We start from the raw sequence: 16,759 nt of genomic DNA on the forward strand, positions 1-16,759 counted from the left end.
CCTGTCTTCTATCTGTTCACTGTCAGCCGCATCAGAAGATGCGGCAGAGCAGCTCACCACCAACGTTTTGTTCACGAGCTTCATGATCAGCCATCACACCCTTAGGGGTGGACAGGATCGAGATGCCAAGACCATTCGCGACCTGCGGGATCGACTTAACCGACACGTAAACGCGACGGCCAGGCTTCGAAACGCGGGTCAGTTCACGAATGACTGGAACGCCTTCATAATACTTCAGTTCGATTTCGATCTCGGCTTTGCCGTTCACGAATTCACTCTGCGTGTATCCGCGGATGTAACCTTCAGACTGAAGAACATCCAGAACGCGAGCGCGGAGCTTCGAAGCCGGGGTCGAAACCTTGGTCTTCTTGCGGCCTACTGCGTTGCGAATACGGGTCAGCATATCGCCGATAGGATCTGACACAGACATATGCTACTCCTTACCAGCTCGACTTAACTATGCCTGGAATCTGTCCAAGCGAACCCAACTGGCGAAGCGCAATACGCGACATCTTCAGTTTACGGTAATAACCACGCGGGCGACCCGAAACTTCGCAACGGTTGCGAATACGGACCTTAGCGGAATTGCGCGGCAGTTCGGCGAGCTGGATAGTAGCGCGAAAACGCTCATCCAACGGAAGGCTCTGATCCATTACGATCGCCTTCAGACGTGCACGCTTCTCAGCATGACGCTTAACCAACTTTTCGCGGCGCTTATTGTTTTCGACTGCGCTAGTCTTGGCCATATTATTATACCTCGCTACGCTTGCCGTTACTGCCGGAATGGGAAGTTGAAGGCGCGCAAAAGAGCGCGGGCTTCATCATCCGTTTTAGCGGTCGTGCAAACGATGATGTCCATGCCCCAGATCTGATCAACTTTATCGTAGTTGATTTCTGGAAACACGATGTGTTCCTTAACACCCATGGCAAAGTTGCCACGACCGTCAAAGCTCTTCGGATTCAGACCACGGAAATCTCGAACGCGCGGAAGCGCAATCGTGATCAGGCGATCAAGGAATTCGTACATGCGATCCGAACGAAGAGTAACCTTCGTACCGATTGGCATGTCTTCACGCAACTTGAAAGTTGCGATCGAATTACGGGCGCGAGTAATGACAGGCTTTTGACCGGCAATCAAGGCCAGATCTGCTGCAGCAACAGATGGCTTCTTCGAGTCGCCAGTTGCTTCGCCTACACCCATGTTCAGGACAACTTTTGTGATGCGTGGAATCTGCATCTCATTGTCGTACTTGAATTCTTCAAGGAGAGATTTACGAATTGTTTCATTGTAAATCTTCTTGAAGCGTGGAAGTTCCTTAACTTCAGCCATCAGATAACCGCTCCCGAACGCTTTGCAACGCGGACCTTCTTGCCATCTTCAATGCGGAAACCAACGCGGGTTGGCTTACCGTCTTTAGGATCAGCAATTGCCAGGTTAGACAAATGGATCGGCGCTTCTTTCGTGATAATGCCGGCTTCCTGAGTCTGTGTCTGGCGCTGGTGACGCTTTACAGTATTAATACCGCGAACAAGCGCTTTGTCGTCCTTAGGCATAACCTGGAGAACTTCGCCCTTACGGCCTTTGTCCTTACCGGACAGCACGACAACGCTGTCGCCTTTGCGAATCTTTTGCATCGTCTTGCTTCCTTACAGAACTTCCGGAGCCAACGAGATGATCTTCATGTGGTTCTTAGCGCGAAGTTCGCGTGGAACCGGTCCGAAGATACGCGTACCGATAGGCTCTTTCTTGTTATCGATGAGAACAGCTGCGTTGTTATCGAAACGAATAACGCTGCCGTCTGCGCGACGGATGTCCTTAGCGGTCCGTACGACCACTGCCTTCATCACGTCGCCTTTTTTGACGCGGCCGCGCGGAATAGCTTCCTTGATCGACACCACAATGATGTCGCCCACGGAAGCATAACGCCGCTTGGAACCGCCCAGCACCTTGATGCACATGACACGACGTGCGCCGGAGTTATCCGCCACGTCGAGGTTTGTTTGCATCTGAATCATGACTGGCCGCCTTCTTTTCCTTCAGCTGGTTAAGGGCTCCTGCCCTACCTAAGCTGCGTGTTTGTAATTTAGCCTGCTGTTACGTTCGAAAGAACGACCCAGCATTTGTCCTTCGAAATTGGCTTGGATTCTTCGATAGAAACCTGATCACCAATCTTGAACTGGTTGTTTTCGTCATGCGCTTTGTATTTCTTAGACTGACGAATAGTCTTCTGGAGGAGCGGATGCGAATAGCGGCGCTCAACCTTAACTACAACAGTCTTATCATTCTTGTCGCTGACGACAACGCCCTGCAGAACGCGTTTAGGCATTATACTTGTTCCTTATGCCTTGCTTTCGGCCGCCTTCTGGCGGGCGATGGTCTTGATACGCGCAATGTCGCGACGAACTTGCTTCACGCGCGCGGTTTTTTCGAGCTGACCGGTTGCCTTCTGAAAGCGCAGGTTGAACTGCTCTTTCTTCAGGGAACCCAACTCATCGTTAATCTGATCGAGGCTTTTCGCCCGAACGTCTGCGGCTTTCATGACTGCCCTCTTACTCTGCGATGCGCTGAATGAAGCGCGTCTTGACCGACAACTTTGCAGCGCCGAGTCTTAAGGCTTCGCGTGCCACATCTTCGGGTACGCCGTCAAGCTCAAACATTATACGACCTGGTGCAACACGTGCTGCCCAGTAGTCAACGGAACCCTTACCTTTACCCATACGGACTTCGGTTGGCTTCGATGTTACTGGCAGATCCGGGAAGATTCGGATCCATACACGACCGGCACGTTTCATGTGACGGGTGATCGCGCGGCGAGCCGCTTCGATCTGTCGTGCTGTGACGCGGTCAGGCTCTACTGCCTTCAAACCGAATGCACCGAAATTAAGATCCGTACCGCCCTTCGAGTTGCCGTGAATACGGCCCTTGAACTGCTTACGGAACTTGGTGCGCTTAGGCTGCATCATTGTTCTTTACTCCAATTTTCTCGCCGGCGGCCCGCTTTTTAAGCGTTTTCGCGGCGGCGGTTCTGATGGGAACCCTGATTGTCACCCTCAACCGCACGACGCTCGGAAGCCATTGGGTCATGCTCAAGGATTTCGCCCTTGAATACCCAGACCTTTACGCCGCAGATGCCGTAAGCAGTCTTTGCTTCAGCCGTACCATAGTCGATATCGGCGCGCAGCGTGTGAAGAGGAACGCGACCTTCGCGGTACCATTCCATACGTGCGATTTCAGCGCCGCCCAAACGACCGGAGCAGTTGATACGAATACCTTCGGCACCGAGACGCATTGCCGACTGAACGGAACGCTTCATGGCGCGACGGAATGCCACACGGCGTTCGAGCTGCTGTGCGATCGATTGAGCGATCAACGTAGCGTCGATTTCCGGCTTACGAACTTCAACAATGTTGAGCGACGTATCGGAATTCGTCATCTCGGAAAGCTTCTTGCGGAGCTTTTCGATGTCCGCGCCCTTCTTGCCGATGATGATGCCCGGACGAGCAGCGTGAATGGTCACGCGGCACTTCTTGTGTGGACGCTCGATTACGATCTTAGCAATCGCAGCCTGCTTGAGTTCGTTCTTAAGATACTCACGGATCTTAACGTCTTCATGCAGCAGCTTACCGTATTCGCCGGTATTCGCGTACCAACGCGAATCCCAGGTGCGGTTGATGCCGAGGCGAAAACCGATCGGATTAATCTTCTGGCCCATTATGCGGCCTCCCCTTTTTCCGCAACTTCGCGGACAACAATGGTGAGATGCGAAAACGGCTTTTCGATGCGGCTTGCCTTACCACGTCCACGAACGTGGAAACGCTTCATGACAATAGATTTGCCGACATAAGCTTCTGCAACGATCAGCGCGTCAACGTCGAGATCATGATTGTTCTCTGCGTTGGCGATAGCCGATTCGAGCGTCTTTTTCACTGTTTCAGCGATCCGCTTGCGCGAGAAAGTGAGATCAGCAAGTGCCGCATTTACTTTCTTGCCGCGGATAAGTGCCGCGACAAGATTAAGCTTCTGCGGGCTGACGCGAAGCGTACGGGCGACGGCTTTCGCCTCGTTATCCTTAAGCTGGCGGGGAGCCTTGGCCTTGCCCATCTGTTACTTCCTCTTTGACTTCTTGTCCGCGCCGTGACCGTAATAGGTCCGTGTCGGCGCGAATTCACCGAACTTATGTCCAACCATTTCTTCGGAGATCGATACCGGCACATGCTTGTTGCCGTTATAAACACCGAAGGTCAGGCCGACGAACTGCGGCAAGATCGTGGAGCGACGGCTCCACATCTTGATAACTTCATTACGACCGCCCTCGCGTACCTTCTCAGCTTTCGTGAGAAGATAGCCATCGACGAACGGACCTTTCCAAACTGAACGAGCCACTTCAGACTACCTCTCTTACTTCTTGCGCTGATGACGCGAACGCATGATGAACTTGTCGGTTGCCTTGTTCGAACGGGTCTTTTTGCCCTTCGTAGGCTTACCCCAAGGGGTAACCGGGTGACGACCACCAGAAGTACGGCCTTCACCACCACCATGCGGGTGGTCAACTGGGTTCATAGCAACGCCGCGAACGTGAGGACGCTTACCGCGCCAAACCGAACGACCGGCCTTACCGTCATTGATGTTGCTGTGCTCTGGATTGGATACTGCACCAACCGTTGCAAAGCATGCACCCGAAACCAGACGCTGTTCGCCCGAGTTCAGACGCAGGATAGCCATACCCTGATCGCGACCGACGAGCTGTGCGTATGCACCAGCCGAACGAGCAATCTGACCGCCCTTGCCTGGCTTCATTTCCACGTTGTGGATAATGGTACCAACTGGCATCGACGAAAGCGGCATTGCGTTGCCTGGCTTAACGTCAACGGACTGACCGGCGATAACCTTGTCGCCAGCTGTCAGACGCTGTGGAGCCAGGATATAGCTCAGTTCACCGTCTTCGTAGCGGATCAGCGCGATAAACGCTGTACGGTTTGGATCGTATTCCAGACGTTCTACAGTCGCGACAACGTCGTGCTTACGACGCTTGAAGTCTACAAAACGGTAGGAACGCTTGTGACCGCCGCCCTGAAAGCGAACAGTGATACGACCTGTGTTGTTACGGCCACCCTTCTTGGACAGACCTTCAGTCAATGACTTGACTGGCTTGCCCTTGTAGAGTTCCGAACGGTCCACGATGACCAGCTGACGCTGGCCTGGCGTGATCGGATTAAAGTGCTTGAGTGCCATTGTCTTTACTCCGTGGCCTCTCAGAGACCTGTCGAAACGTCGATGCTCTGGCCTTCAGCCAAAGTTACGATCGCTTTCTTGACATCGCTCTGGCGCCCGACAATGCCGCGGAACCGCTTCACTTTGCCTTTGCGCACAGTGGTGTTTACAGCCTTAACCTTGACGCCGAAAAGCGCTTCGATTGCAGCCTTGATTTCCGGCTTCGTCGCTTTGCGAGCTACGTTAAAGACGACCTGGTTATGTTCGGAAACAAGGGTCGACTTTTCGGTGATGACTGGGCTGACGATCACGTCATAATGGCGAAGATCGGTCATTTAAAACGCTCCTCGAGTGCTTCGACAGCTGCCTTGGAAAGCACGAGCTTGCCACGACGTAGAATGTCGTAAACATTGATGCCCTGTACTGGCAGAACATCGATGTTCGGGATGTTCGAAGCAGCGCGCTGGAAGTTCACGTCAATTTCTGCGCCGCCAATGAGCAGTGCATTTTCGAGACCGAGCTTTGCGAACTGCGACACAAGCTGCTTTGTCTTGGCTTCGGAAGCTGCCAGATCATCGATGATGATCAGGTCAGATGCCTTTGCCTTAGCCGACAGAGCGTGACGCAAGCCGAGAGCGCGAACCTTCTTTGGCAGATCGTGATCGTGGCTACGAACAACTGGTCCGTGAGCCTGACCACCGCCGCGGAACTGCGGTGCACGTGCCGAATGGTGACGAGCGCGACCCGTACCCTTCTGCTTGTACATCTTCGAACCGGTGCGGCTAATGTCGCTACGGCCCTTGGCATCATGAGAGCCCTGCTGGCGTCGAGCCAGCTGCCAGCGCACAACGCGCTGGAGAATGTCGTCGCGTGGGTCGAGACCGAAGATTTCTTCGTTCAGCTTGACCTGGCCGGCATCCTTGCCTTCAAGTGTTGTAATTGTGAGATCCATTATTCGGCTCCCTCAGTCGCTGCAGTTTCAGAAACTACAGCAGCTTCTACCTTGGCCTGTGCTGCTTGGCGCAGACCAGCTGGCTTGGGAGCATTATCTGGCAGCGATACCTTTACGGCGTCGCGAACGTAGATCCATGCACCCTTTGAACCAGGAACCGCACCGCGAACAAGGATAAGGCCGCGATCGAGGTCTGTAGAAACAACTTCGATATTCTGCGTGGTTACACGGGTCTGACCCATGTGACCGGCCATCTTCTTGCCTTTAAATACTTTACCTGGGTCCTGACGCTGACCGGTCGAGCCGTGAGCGCGGTGGGTAACTGAGTTACCGTGCGAAGCACGATGACCAGCAAAGTTATGACGCTTCATAACACCGGCAAAGCCCTTACCGATCGAAGTACCCGTCACGTCGACCTTCTGGCCAGCGACGAAATGTTCGGCTGTGATTTCCGCGCCGACTTCGAGCAGATTGTCAGGAGAAACGCGGAATTCCGCAACTTTCGCCTTAGGCTCAACTTCAGCCTTCGCGAAGTGACCGCGCAGAGCCTTAGTTGTGTTCTTTACCTTGGCAAGTCCAACGCCAAGCTGAACAGCCGTGTAACCATTCTTTTCAACTGTACGCTGAGCTACCACGTGGCAGTCTTCCATACGGAGAACTGTTACTGGTACATGTTCGCCGGCGTCGTTATAGACGCGGGTCATGCCCAGCTTTTGTGCAATAACACCTGAACGCATCGGGTTCGTTCCTTCCGTCCTCAAGCCGATTAAAGCTTGATCTCGACATCAACACCGGCGGACAGATCGAGCTTCATCAGCGCGTCTACAGTCTGCGGGGTTGGGTCAACGATATCGAGAAGACGCTTGTGCGTGCGCATCTCGAACTGTTCGCGGCTCTTCTTATCGATGTGCGGCGACCGGTTTACTGTGAACTTTTCGATCCGTGTTGGAAGTGGGATCGGTCCGCGTACATTTGCACCGGTACGCTTAGCAGTCGACACGATTTCGCGCGTCGAAGCGTCAAGGATCCGATGATCAAACGCCTTAAGGCGAATGCGGATGTTTTGACCGTTCATTTGATCTGTTCCTTGTTACGCGGAGCGTTTCCGGAGAAACGCTCCTGTACAAATCTAATTACTCGATGATCGAAGCGACGATGCCTGCACCAACGGTACGGCCACCTTCACGGATAGCGAAGCGAAGCTTGTCTTCCATCGCAATCGGTACGATCAGCGTTACGTCAACGGTTACGTTGTCGCCTGGCATAACCATTTCCACGCCTTCTGGCAGGGTAACAACACCGGTAACGTCCGTTGTACGGAAGTAGAACTGTGGACGGTAGTTGGTGAAGAATGGTGTATGACGGCCACCTTCGTCCTTGGTCAGAATGTATGCTTCTGCCTTGAACTTGGTGTGTGGCTTAACCGAACCTGGCTTGCAGAGAACCTGACCACGCTCAACGTCTTCACGACCAACGCCGCGAACCAGTGCGCCGATGTTGTCACCAGCCTGGCCCTGATCGAGCAACTTGCGGAACATTTCAACGCCGGTAACAGTCGTCTTGCCAGTTGCCTTGATGCCGACGATTTCAACTTCTTCGCCAACCTTGATGATACCGCGCTCAACGCGACCGGTAACAACAGTACCACGACCCGAAATCGAGAACACGTCTTCGATTGGCATCAGGAACGGCTGATCAACAGGACGTTCTGGCGTTGGGATGTAGGTGTCAACAGCGTCCATCAGGTTGCGAATTGCGTCTTCGCCGAGTTCCTTCGAGGAATCTTCGAGAGCTGCAAGAGCCGACCCCTTGATGATTGGCACTTCGTCGCCTGGGAAGTCGTACTTCGAGAGAAGTTCACGAACTTCGAGTTCTACAAGTTCAAGAAGTTCAGCATCGTCAACCTGATCGCACTTGTTCAGGAACACAACGATCGCAGGAACGCCAACCTGACGAGCGAGCAGGATGTGTTCACGGGTCTGTGGCATTGGGCCGTCTGCTGCCGAAACAACGAGGATCGCGCCGTCCATCTGAGCAGCACCGGTGATCATGTTCTTAACATAGTCAGCGTGGCCTGGGCAGTCGACGTGTGCGTAGTGACGTGCAGGGGTTTCATATTCAACGTGTGCTGTCGAAATGGTGATACCACGAGCGCGTTCTTCTGGTGCAGCATCGATCTGGTCGTATGCCTTGAATTCACCAAAGAACTTGGTGATCGCTGCAGTCAGCGAGGTCTTGCCATGGTCAACGTGACCAATGGTGCCGATGTTTACGTGTGGCTTATTACGTTCAAATTTGCTCTTTGCCATCTGAGCTCTCCTAAAATTACAGCCTGCTCAGGCTTTTTACTGTTTGGCGTAATCAGAAATTACGCGAACTTCTTCTGAATTTCCTGTGCGACCGCGGTCGGAACCGGCTCATAGTGGTCGAACTGCATGGTGTACTGCGCACGGCCCTGAGACATCGAACGCAGGTTGTTCACATAACCAAACATGTTGGCGAGTGGAACGTTTGCGTTGACGACCGTAGCAATGCCACGAGCTTCCGTACCGGAAATCTGACCACGACGTGAGTTCAGATCGCCAATTACGTCACCGACGTAATCTTCCGGGGTTACGACTTCGACCTTCATGATCGGCTCGAGGAGCTGAGCACCGGTCTTCTGCGCGCCTTCACGGAATGCAGCGCGAGCAGCGATTTCGAAGGCGAGAACAGACGAGTCAACGTCATGGTATGCGCCGTCGATCAGGGTGGCTTTCACGCCGAGCATTGGGAAGCCAGCAAGTGGACCCGCGCCCATGACGCTTTCGATACCCTTCTGAACGCCTGGGATGTATTCCTTAGGAACAGCACCACCAACGATCTTGGATTCGAAGATGAAGTCATCGCCTTCATGTGGCTCGAAAACGATCTTGACGCGAGCGAACTGACCCGAACCACCCGACTGCTTCTTGTGGGTGTAGTCGATTTCAGCAGCACGTGTAATGGTTTCACGGTAAGCAACCTGCGGCGCGCCGACGTTTGCTTCAACCTTGAATTCGCGCTTCATACGGTCAACGAGAATGTCGAGATGAAGCTCACCCATACCAGCGATAATTGTCTGGCCGGATTCTTCATCAGACTTAACGCGGAACGAAGGATCTTCAGCAGCCAGACGGTTGAGCGCGAGGCCCATCTTTTCCTGGTCAGCCTTGGTCTTTGGTTCAATCGCGATTTCGATAACCGGATCTGGGAATTCCATGCGTTCAAGAATAACCGGCTTCAGTGGATCGCAGAGCGTATCACCTGTTGTGGTTTCCTTGAGGCCAGCCAGAGCAACGATGTCGCCTGCGAAAGCTTCTTCGATGTCTTCACGGCTGTTGGAGTGCATCTGCAACATACGGCCGATACGCTCACGCTTGCCCTTAACGGTGTTTTCGAGCGAAATACCCTTGGTCAGCTTGCCCGAGTAAATACGAGCGAATGTAAGCGAACCAACGAACGGATCGTTCATGATCTTGAATGCGAGCATCGAAAGCGGTGCTTCATCCGAAGATTCACGGGTCGTTTCGGTTTCCGTCTTAACGTCGATGCCCTTAATTGCAGGAACGTCGATTGGTGATGGAAGGAATTCCACAACAGCGTCGAGAAGCGGCTGAACGCCACGGTTCTTGAATGCTGTACCGCAAAGGATTGGGTGGAACTTAACGGCAATCGTACCCTTACGGATCAATGCACGAAGCTGATCATTCGAAGGCATATTACCTTCAAGGTAAGCTTCCATTGCAGCTTCGTCGATTTCCACTGCCAACTCGATGAGCTTTTCGCGGTACTCTTCAGCCTTATCCTTAAGATCTGCAGGAATTTCACCAACGGTCGCAGCTGCACCGATTGTACCATCCCAAGTCAGGGCCTTCATCTCGATCAGATCGATGACGCCTTCGAACTCGTTTTCAGCGCCAATTGGCAGCTGAACTGGGAGCGCGACTGCACCAAGACGCGAGCCAACCATTTCTACGCAACGGTAGAAGTCAGCGCCGATCTTGTCCATCTTGTTAACGAAGACCATGCGTGGAACGTGGTACTTCTCAGCCTGACGCCATACGGTTTCAGTCTGTGGCTCAACACCAGCATTCGCATCAAGAAGAGCGATTGCGCCATCGAGAACGCGGAGCGAACGCTCAACTTCGATCGTGAAGTCAACGTGGCCCGGGGTGTCGATGATGTTGAAACGACGCTTCTTGCCATCCTGACCCTGCCAGAAAGTGGTCGTAGCAGCGGACGTGATGGTGATACCGCGTTCCTGTTCCTGCTCCATCCAGTCCATGGTGGACGCGCCATCATGGGTTTCACCAATCTTGTGGTTCTTACCGGTATAGAACAGAATACGCTCGGTCATCGTCGTCTTACCGGCGTCGATGTGAGCCATAATACCGAAATTGCGGTAGTCTTCGATTTTATATTCGCGGGCCATGTTTTTGCTCTTTGAATAGGGTTCGACGATTACCAGCGGTAATGCGAGAATGCGCGGTTGGCTTCAGCCATGCGATGCGTATCTTCACGCTTCTTCACAGCAGAACCACGGTTGTTTGCAGCATCAAGCAACTCACCGGAAAGGCGATCAATCATTGTGGTTTCGTTACGACCGCGAGCTGCGTTGATCAACCAACGAATGGCAAGCGCCTGGCGGCGTTCTGAACGCACATCGACCGGAACCTGATAGGTTGCACCACCAACGCGGCGCGAACGGACTTCAACGTGCGGAGCGACATTGTCGAGCGCCTGATGGAACAGCGCGACCGGCTCTGACTTCGCCTTGGCTTCAATTGCTTCAAGAGCACCGTAAACAATGCTTTCTGCAACCGACTTCTTACCATGAAGCATAACTGCATTCATGAACTTGGTGATGACGAGATCGCCGAACTTTGGATCCGGATTAATCTCACGCTTATCAGCTTTATGGCGTCTGGACATTTCGTCTCAACTTTCAATTACATCGGGCTCAACTCGCCATTATGGCGGCCGGTATCCCCGGAAAATTCTTACTTAGGACGCTTCGCACCGTACTTCGAACGACGCTGCTTACGGTTCTTAACACCCTGTGTATCAAGTACACCACGGATGATGTGGTAACGCACACCTGGCAAATCCTTGACGCGGCCGCCGCGGATCATAACCACGGAGTGCTCCTGAAGGTTGTGACCTTCACCAGGGATATAACCGATGACTTCAAAGCCATTGGTGAGACGAACCTTGGCAACCTTACGAAGAGCCGAGTTAGGCTTCTTAGGGGTTGTCGTATAAACGCGGGTGCAAACACCGCGCTTCTGTGGGTTTGCCTGCAGAGCAGGAACCTTATTACGCTTTACCGGCGCAATGCGCGGCTTGCGGATCAACTGGTTTACGGTAGGCATTGAACCTTCCTCTATAAAAAATCTCGTAACAGAGCCCAATAAGGGCCGTTCCACCGGAGTGAACATGCACAAATTCGGGATGAGCCGCTCCATCAGCGGCCAACCCGAACAAAAGCAGAGGAAGCAACAGCTTCATGCGAACGGCAAGTTGCATTTCGATCGTAAAACGAACCCTGTTTGAGGCGAACTCCAGAGCGTGTCGCTCCGAAAAGACCAGCCTCACATCGGCTCAGATGGGCTGCTGATACGCGTTAACGGGCGTTTCGTCAAGGGCAACGGGGTAAGTTTCTTATGGAAGGGCCGCAAAACGGGATTTTGGACGACCAATGACAGTCAGTTGGGCCAATTCAATCGGCATATCTCAAATATTTAGGAGACAAAACTGTCATTTTCATGTGTCAGCATAGCATCTGACATCAACAGAGTTTATTGAAGCACATCTGAGTCGAAAAGCAACGCCATTTTAAGGGATTCTTAATGTCATCCACCACCCCATCCACAGAAAATGATTCGCCCCTGGTACATCTGGTCATCGCTGATGTCTGGAATGAAGGCGAAGAAGAATCTATCGAGGTTCATATTCTTCTCAAGTCGAACGAAGACGAAGATCTAGTTCAGACCGTTCTCGCGATCCTCGCTGAAGAAGGCTATAATGAAGCTGAACTGGTTGAGATGGGCACTATCACTGAAGAGCCTGAAGAAGAGCCGCACAAAAGTGCATGGCACACTGCCCTCACCGGCGAAGTTGCACTGATCGAATTTGATGGTGAAGAAGAAGACGAGTAAGTTTTCTCTCCTACATCTGAATGAAAAAGGGCGGTTTCAAACCGCCCTTTTTCTTTTATCCGCCATACAAAAAGGCCGCCTCGAAAGGCGGCCTTATCTATTTCTCTAACAACTTGCCTTATTCGGCTGCGCTGTTGGTCATATCTGCCAGCATCGCATTTGCATCCGACGAGCCAGTCGACTTGCGGCGCTCGTCGATGATCAGATCGTCGCGCGCTGTTGCAATGCGACGGATCTGGTTGGTCATGCCACCCGTACCAGCCGGGATAAGACGACCGACGATGACGTTTTCCTTGAGACCCTGTAGCGTATCCATCTTGCCGGCAACTGCGGCTTCGGTGAGAACGCGCGTGGTTTCCTGGAACGACGCTGCCGAAATGAACGACGGTGTCTGCAACGAAGCCTTGGTAATACCAAGCAGAACCGGATTACCCGAACCTGGCTTCTTACCTTCTTCGATCAGACGATCGTTGACTTCATCGAGTTCGATACGGTCGACATGGTCACCAACGAGATAACCCGTGTCACCCGACTCCGTGATCTCGATCTTCTGGAGCATCTGACGAACAATGACTTCGATGTGCTTGTCGTTGATCAAAACGCCCTGAAGACGATAGACTTCCTGGATTTCGTTCACGAGGTAAGAAGCAAGTGCTTCAACGCCCTTGATCGCCAGAATGTCGTGCGGAGCTGGATTACCGTCGAGGATGTATTCACCCTTTTCGATAACGTCACCATCCTGAAGATGGAACGGCTTACCCTTAGGGATCAGATACTCAACAGGCTCGATCGTGTCGTCGTTTGGCTCGATGATGATGCGACGCTTGTTCTTGTAATCGCGACCAAAGCGGACGGTACCATCGATCTCGGCGATGACGGCGTGGTCCTTTGGACGACGAGCTTCAAACAGTTCCGCAACGCGTGGCAGACCACCGGTAATATCCTTGGTCTTCGCGCTTTCCATCGGCAGACGCGCAATAACGTCACCAGCATTAACATGAGCACCCGGCTCGAACGAAAGGATCGTTTCAACCGACAGCAGGAAGCGAGCTTCGCCACCCTTCGACAGCTTCTGGATCTTACCGCTCTTATCCTTGATGACCATAGCAGGCTTGAGATCGGCACCGCGTGGTGTCGAACGCCAGTCGATGATCACACGCTTGGTGATACCGGTCGACTCGTCCGCTGTTTCCGAAACCGAGAGACCATCGACGAGATCTTCGAACTCGACGTAGCCTTCCACTTCGGTGAGGATTGGACGGGTGTATGGATCCCATTCAGCAATACGCTGACCGCGCTTGACTGTATCGCCTTCGTCAACGAACAGACGCGAACCGTAAGTTACACGGTGAACGGCACGTTCCTTGCCCGTTGCATCAACAATCAGAACCGCCATATTACGGCCCATGACAACGAGGTTGCCATCGGTGTTGCGAACCACATTGCGGTTACGCAACTTAACGGTGCCTTCATACGATGCTTCGAGATACGAGCTATCAACAACCTGAGCAGTACCACCCAAGTGGAAGGTACGCATGGTCAGCTGAGTGCCGGGCTCACCGATCGACTGCGCAGCGATAACGCCAACAGCTTCACCCTGGTTAACCGGCGTACCGCGTGCAAGGTCACGACCATAGCACTTGGCGCAAACGCCGTTACGGGTTTGACATGTCAGAGCCGAACGAATGCGGATCGACTGAATGCCAACCTTCTCGATAACTTCGACGTCCTTTTCATCGATCATACGGCCAGCTTCAACGATAACATCGCCGGTGGCTGGATTGATGATCGGATCAAGAGCCGTACGACCCAGAACGCGCTGACCAATTGGTGCAACGATCTGACCAGCATCGACGATTGGCTGCATGGTGAGACCGATTTCGGCGCCGCAATCGACTTCCGAAATGATCGCGTCCTGTGCAACGTCAACGAGACGGCGTGTCAGGTAACCCGAGTTAGCGGTCTTCAAAGCAGTATCAGCAAGACCCTTACGGGCACCGTGTGTCGAGTTGAAGTACTCGTTAACGGTCAGACCTTCTTTAAAGTTCGAGATGATCGGTGTTTCGATAATTTCACCCGACGGCTTGGCCATAAGACCACGCATACCGCCAAGCTGACGCATCTGGTTGACCGATCCACGGGCACCCGAATGCGACATCATGTAAACCGAGTTCATCTGCTTCTGACGGCCAGTCACCGGATCAAACTCAACAGCCTTAATACGGGCCATCATTTCTTCCGTGATCTTGTCCGTCGCCTTACCCCAGGCATCAACAACCTTGTTGTACTTTTCGCCCTGAGTGATCAGACCGTCATTGTACTGCTGTTCATATTCTGTGGTCAGCGCTTCGGTTTCTGCAACGATCTTGGCCTTCGAGTCAGGAATAACCATGTCATCCTTACCAAACGAAATACCCGCGCGACATGCATGGGCAAAGCCGAGCTGCATGATGCGATCGCAGAAAATAACCGTCTCTTTCTGGCCGCAATGGCGATAGACGTGGTCGATCATCTTCGAGATGTTCTTCTTCGTCATTTCCTGATTGCAGATATCAAAAGATACGTTTGCATTCTTCGGCAGAAGCTCACCCATAATCAAGCGACCAGGCGTGGTGTCGTAAACCTTGGAAACAGGCTTTCCTTCCGCGTCAACCGTCTTGAAGCGGCCCTTGATCTTCGTGTGAAGCGTGACAACCTTGTTTTCAAGCGCATGCTGAAGTTCGCCCATATCGGCAAAAATCATGCCCTCGCCCGGCTCCTTGTCTGCCACAATCGACAGATAATAGAGGCCAAGAACCATGTCCTGCGACGGTACGATGATCGGCGCACCGTTTGCTGGGTGCAGGATGTTGTTGGTGGACATCATCAGCACGCGTGCTTCAAGCTGAGCTTCAAGCGACAGCGGAACGTGAACAGCCATCTGATCGCCGTCAAAGTCAGCGTTAAACGCTGTACAAACGAGCGGATGCAGCTGGATGGCCTTGCCTTCGATCAGCGTAGGTTCGAATGCCTGAATACCAAGACGGTGCAGCGTAGGCGCGCGGTTCAGAAGAACCGGATGCTCACGGATCACTTCGTCAAGGATATCCCAAACTTCTGGACGTTCCTTTTCAACCAGCTTCTTCGCCTGCTTAACGGTCGAGGAATAACCCTTCGCATCAAGACGAGCGTAGATGAATGGCTTGAACAGTTCGAGCGCCATCTTCTTTGGCAGGCCGCACTGGTGAAGCTTCAGTTCAGGACCAGTCACGATAACCGAACGACCCGAATAGTCGACGCGCTTACCGAGAAGGTTCTGACGGAAACGACCTTGCTTACCCTTCAGCATATCGGAGAGCGACTTCAGCGGGCGCTTGTTAGCACCGGTGATGACGCGGCCACGACGGCCGTTATCGAACAGCGCGTCAACAGCTTCCTGCAACATACGCTTTTCGTTACGGATAATGATGCCAGGAGCGCGTAGTTCAATCAAACGCTTCAGACGGTTGTTACGATTGATCACACGACGGTAAAGGTCGTTAAGATCGGACGTAGCAAAACGACCGCCATCAAGTGGAACCAGAGGACGCAGATCCGGTGGGATAACCGGAACGATCTTCATGATCATCCACTCAGGACGGTTGCCAGATTCCATGAAGTTCTCAACGATCTTGAGACGCTTCATCAGCTTCTTGGTCTTCAGTTCCGAGGTGGTTTCTGCAAGATCAACGCGCAGGTCTGCAGCGATGTTTGGAAGATCCATCGAAGCCAGAAGTTCAAAGATAGCTTCTGCACCAATCAGGGCTGTGAACTGATCTTCGCCGAATTCATCGACGGCAATCATGTATTCTTCTTCCGAAAGAAGCTGATGCTCCTTCAGTGAAGTCAGACCTGGTTCGGTAACGATGTAGTTTTCGAAATACAGAACGCGCTCAATATCCTTGAGCGTCATATCGAGAAGCGTACCGATGCGCGATGGCAGCGACTTCAAGAACCAGATATGGGCAACAGGTGCTGCGAGCTCGATATGGCCCATGCGTTCACGACGAACGCGTGACAGCGTAACTTCAACGCCGCACTTTTCGCAGATGATGCCTTTGTATTTCATACGCTTGTACTTGCCGCACAAGCATTCATAATCCTTGATCGGGCCAAAGATACGCGCGCAGAAAAGACCATCGCGTTCAGGCTTGAACGTACGATAGTTGATGGTCTCTGGCTTCTTGATCTCGCCGTATGACCAGGACAGAATCTTCTCAGGGCTGGCAATCGAGATTCTAATGGAATCGAACGTCTGTGCCGGAGCCTGAGGATTGAAAAGATTCATGACCTCTTGGTTCATGCCGTTCTCCTTGAGGGCGATCCGCCGCCCTGTGTGTCGTAGACAACAGGCTGAAAGTCCCTGCCGTCTTGAAAAGAAATCGCGGTATTTCGCAG

22 protein-coding genes are annotated in these 16,759 nt (G+C 52.8%); 1 reads left to right on the top strand and 21 read right to left on the bottom strand.

Features of this window, described 5'->3' with window-relative positions; all coding sequences use genetic code 11:
• Nucleotides 1-31: 31 nt before the first annotated feature.
• The 20 genes from rpsH to rpsL all read right to left on the bottom strand — a co-directional run bounded on the left by rpsH (nucleotide 32) and on the right by rpsL (nucleotide 11,557).
• Complete coding sequence (gene rpsH / locus U2P60_RS16000; RefSeq protein ID WP_007875325.1) at nucleotides 32-430, bottom strand: 30S ribosomal protein S8; 399 nt, start codon at nucleotides 428-430, stop codon at nucleotides 32-34.
• Nucleotides 431-440: 10 nt separating this feature from the next.
• Nucleotides 441-746, bottom strand: a complete 306-nt coding sequence (rpsN, locus tag U2P60_RS16005; protein ID WP_007875326.1) for a 30S ribosomal protein S14 — start codon at nucleotides 744-746, stop codon at nucleotides 441-443.
• Nucleotides 747-772: 26 nt separating this feature from the next.
• Nucleotides 773-1,330 carry a 50S ribosomal protein L5 gene (rplE, locus tag U2P60_RS16010; RefSeq protein ID WP_250040984.1) on the bottom strand — a complete coding sequence of 186 codons (558 nt, stop codon included), beginning with the start codon at nucleotides 1,328-1,330 and terminating at the stop codon, nucleotides 773-775.
• Nucleotides 1,330-1,635 carry a 50S ribosomal protein L24 gene (rplX, locus tag U2P60_RS16015; RefSeq protein ID WP_250040986.1) on the bottom strand — a complete coding sequence of 102 codons (306 nt, stop codon included), beginning with the start codon at nucleotides 1,633-1,635 and terminating at the stop codon, nucleotides 1,330-1,332. Before rplX ends, rplE begins: the two co-directional genes overlap by 1 nt.
• Nucleotides 1,636-1,647: 12 nt before the next feature.
• Nucleotides 1,648-2,016, bottom strand: a complete 369-nt coding sequence (rplN, locus tag U2P60_RS16020; protein ID WP_094504980.1) for a 50S ribosomal protein L14 — start codon at nucleotides 2,014-2,016, stop codon at nucleotides 1,648-1,650.
• Between the two features lie 68 nt (nucleotides 2,017-2,084).
• A complete protein-coding gene (gene rpsQ / locus U2P60_RS16025) occupies nucleotides 2,085-2,327 on the bottom strand; it encodes a 30S ribosomal protein S17 (RefSeq protein WP_250040987.1) in 243 nt (80 codons plus the stop codon).
• A gap of 12 nt (nucleotides 2,328-2,339) precedes the next feature.
• Nucleotides 2,340-2,540, bottom strand: coding sequence for a 50S ribosomal protein L29 (gene rpmC / locus U2P60_RS16030; RefSeq protein WP_187544594.1), 201 nt, complete (start codon nucleotides 2,538-2,540; stop codon nucleotides 2,340-2,342).
• A 10-nt stretch (nucleotides 2,541-2,550) separates the two neighbouring features.
• Entirely contained in the window at nucleotides 2,551-2,964 is a 414-nt protein-coding gene (gene rplP, locus U2P60_RS16035) for a 50S ribosomal protein L16 (protein ID WP_024897015.1), read from the bottom strand.
• Between the two features lie 38 nt (nucleotides 2,965-3,002).
• The gene (gene rpsC / locus U2P60_RS16040) at nucleotides 3,003-3,713 is read right to left on the bottom strand and encodes a 30S ribosomal protein S3 (protein WP_250040989.1); all 711 of its coding nucleotides are present in this window, start codon (nucleotides 3,711-3,713) and stop codon (nucleotides 3,003-3,005) included.
• Nucleotides 3,713-4,102 (bottom strand): 50S ribosomal protein L22, encoded by a 390-nt coding sequence (rplV, locus tag U2P60_RS16045; RefSeq protein WP_007875336.1) that lies wholly within the window; start codon nucleotides 4,100-4,102, stop codon nucleotides 3,713-3,715. Before rplV ends, rpsC begins: the two co-directional genes overlap by 1 nt.
• 3 nt (nucleotides 4,103-4,105) lie before the next feature.
• Nucleotides 4,106-4,384: a 30S ribosomal protein S19 gene (gene rpsS / locus U2P60_RS16050; RefSeq protein ID WP_010659917.1), complete on the bottom strand. Its 279-nt coding sequence runs from the start codon at nucleotides 4,382-4,384 to the stop codon at nucleotides 4,106-4,108.
• Between the two features lie 15 nt (nucleotides 4,385-4,399).
• Complete coding sequence (gene rplB / locus U2P60_RS16055) at nucleotides 4,400-5,233, bottom strand: 50S ribosomal protein L2 (RefSeq protein ID WP_250040991.1); 834 nt, start codon at nucleotides 5,231-5,233, stop codon at nucleotides 4,400-4,402.
• Between the two features lie 20 nt (nucleotides 5,234-5,253).
• A complete protein-coding gene (locus U2P60_RS16060; protein WP_007875343.1) occupies nucleotides 5,254-5,547 on the bottom strand; it encodes a 50S ribosomal protein L23 in 294 nt (97 codons plus the stop codon).
• Entirely contained in the window at nucleotides 5,544-6,164 is a 621-nt protein-coding gene (gene rplD, locus U2P60_RS16065; protein ID WP_250040993.1) for a 50S ribosomal protein L4, read from the bottom strand. The genes U2P60_RS16060 and rplD overlap by 4 nt, the downstream gene beginning before the upstream one ends.
• The gene (gene rplC / locus U2P60_RS16070; protein WP_313826629.1) at nucleotides 6,164-6,901 is read right to left on the bottom strand and encodes a 50S ribosomal protein L3; all 738 of its coding nucleotides are present in this window, start codon (nucleotides 6,899-6,901) and stop codon (nucleotides 6,164-6,166) included. Before rplC ends, rplD begins: the two co-directional genes overlap by 1 nt.
• Before the next feature lie 29 nt (nucleotides 6,902-6,930).
• Nucleotides 6,931-7,239: a 30S ribosomal protein S10 gene (gene rpsJ / locus U2P60_RS16075; RefSeq protein WP_002964363.1), complete on the bottom strand. Its 309-nt coding sequence runs from the start codon at nucleotides 7,237-7,239 to the stop codon at nucleotides 6,931-6,933.
• A gap of 58 nt (nucleotides 7,240-7,297) precedes the next feature.
• Nucleotides 7,298-8,473, bottom strand: a complete 1,176-nt coding sequence (gene tuf, locus U2P60_RS16080; RefSeq protein WP_310009957.1) for an elongation factor Tu — start codon at nucleotides 8,471-8,473, stop codon at nucleotides 7,298-7,300.
• A 59-nt stretch (nucleotides 8,474-8,532) separates the two neighbouring features.
• On the bottom strand, nucleotides 8,533-10,617 hold the full coding sequence (fusA, locus tag U2P60_RS16085) for an elongation factor G (RefSeq protein ID WP_413573339.1): 2,085 nt from the start codon (nucleotides 10,615-10,617) through the stop codon (nucleotides 8,533-8,535).
• A gap of 29 nt (nucleotides 10,618-10,646) precedes the next feature.
• A complete protein-coding gene (gene rpsG, locus U2P60_RS16090) occupies nucleotides 10,647-11,117 on the bottom strand; it encodes a 30S ribosomal protein S7 (RefSeq protein ID WP_313826631.1) in 471 nt (156 codons plus the stop codon).
• A 68-nt stretch (nucleotides 11,118-11,185) separates the two neighbouring features.
• Nucleotides 11,186-11,557 (bottom strand): 30S ribosomal protein S12, encoded by a 372-nt coding sequence (gene rpsL, locus U2P60_RS16095; protein ID WP_006471111.1) that lies wholly within the window; start codon nucleotides 11,555-11,557, stop codon nucleotides 11,186-11,188.
• 477 nt (nucleotides 11,558-12,034) lie between these two features.
• Between rpsL and U2P60_RS16100 the strand changes: the two genes are divergently transcribed.
• Nucleotides 12,035-12,343, top strand: coding sequence for a hypothetical protein (locus tag U2P60_RS16100; protein ID WP_250044731.1), 309 nt, complete (start codon nucleotides 12,035-12,037; stop codon nucleotides 12,341-12,343).
• A gap of 118 nt (nucleotides 12,344-12,461) precedes the next feature.
• Here the strand turns inward: U2P60_RS16100 and rpoC are convergent, their stop codons facing one another.
• On the bottom strand, nucleotides 12,462-16,664 hold the full coding sequence (gene rpoC / locus U2P60_RS16105) for a DNA-directed RNA polymerase subunit beta' (protein WP_313826632.1): 4,203 nt from the start codon (nucleotides 16,662-16,664) through the stop codon (nucleotides 12,462-12,464).
• Nucleotides 16,665-16,759: the final 95 nt, after the last annotated feature.

Source organism: Brucella sp. H1_1004 (assembly GCF_047308065.1).
Classification (GTDB): domain Bacteria; phylum Pseudomonadota; class Alphaproteobacteria; order Rhizobiales; family Rhizobiaceae; genus Brucella; species Brucella pseudogrignonensis_B.

Coding starts and splice junctions, on each gene's coding strand:
- rpsH (WP_007875325.1), bottom strand. CDS start 430: ATGTCTGTGTCAGATCCTATCGGCGATATGCTGACCCGTATTCGCAAC.
- rpsN (WP_007875326.1), bottom strand. CDS start 746: ATGGCCAAGACTAGCGCAGTCGAAAACAATAAGCGCCGCGAAAAGTTG.
- rplE (WP_250040984.1), bottom strand. CDS start 1,330: ATGGCTGAAGTTAAGGAACTTCCACGCTTCAAGAAGATTTACAATGAA.
- rplX (WP_250040986.1), bottom strand. CDS start 1,635: ATGCAAAAGATTCGCAAAGGCGACAGCGTTGTCGTGCTGTCCGGTAAG.
- rplN (WP_094504980.1), bottom strand. CDS start 2,016: ATGATTCAGATGCAAACAAACCTCGACGTGGCGGATAACTCCGGCGCA.
- rpsQ (WP_250040987.1), bottom strand. CDS start 2,327: ATGCCTAAACGCGTTCTGCAGGGCGTTGTCGTCAGCGACAAGAATGAT.
- rpmC (WP_187544594.1), bottom strand. CDS start 2,540: ATGAAAGCCGCAGACGTTCGGGCGAAAAGCCTCGATCAGATTAACGAT.
- rplP (WP_024897015.1), bottom strand. CDS start 2,964: ATGATGCAGCCTAAGCGCACCAAGTTCCGTAAGCAGTTCAAGGGCCGT.
- rpsC (WP_250040989.1), bottom strand. CDS start 3,713: ATGGGCCAGAAGATTAATCCGATCGGTTTTCGCCTCGGCATCAACCGC.
- rplV (WP_007875336.1), bottom strand. CDS start 4,102: ATGGGCAAGGCCAAGGCTCCCCGCCAGCTTAAGGATAACGAGGCGAAA.
- rplB (WP_250040991.1), bottom strand. CDS start 5,233: ATGGCACTCAAGCACTTTAATCCGATCACGCCAGGCCAGCGTCAGCTG.
- U2P60_RS16060 (WP_007875343.1), bottom strand. CDS start 5,547: ATGACCGATCTTCGCCATTATGACGTGATCGTCAGCCCAGTCATCACC.
- rplD (WP_250040993.1), bottom strand. CDS start 6,164: ATGGATCTCACAATTACAACACTTGAAGGCAAGGATGCCGGCCAGGTC.
- rplC (WP_313826629.1), bottom strand. CDS start 6,901: ATGCGTTCAGGTGTTATTGCACAAAAGCTGGGCATGACCCGCGTCTAT.
- rpsJ (WP_002964363.1), bottom strand. CDS start 7,239: ATGAACGGTCAAAACATCCGCATTCGCCTTAAGGCGTTTGATCATCGG.
- tuf (WP_310009957.1), bottom strand. CDS start 8,473: ATGGCAAAGAGCAAATTTGAACGTAATAAGCCACACGTAAACATCGGC.
- fusA (WP_413573339.1), bottom strand. CDS start 10,617: ATGGCCCGCGAATATAAAATCGAAGACTACCGCAATTTCGGTATTATG.
- rpsG (WP_313826631.1), bottom strand. CDS start 11,117: ATGTCCAGACGCCATAAAGCTGATAAGCGTGAGATTAATCCGGATCCA.
- rpsL (WP_006471111.1), bottom strand. CDS start 11,557: ATGCCTACCGTAAACCAGTTGATCCGCAAGCCGCGCATTGCGCCGGTA.
- U2P60_RS16100 (WP_250044731.1), top strand. CDS start 12,035: ATGTCATCCACCACCCCATCCACAGAAAATGATTCGCCCCTGGTACAT.
- rpoC (WP_313826632.1), bottom strand. CDS start 16,664: ATGAACCAAGAGGTCATGAATCTTTTCAATCCTCAGGCTCCGGCACAG.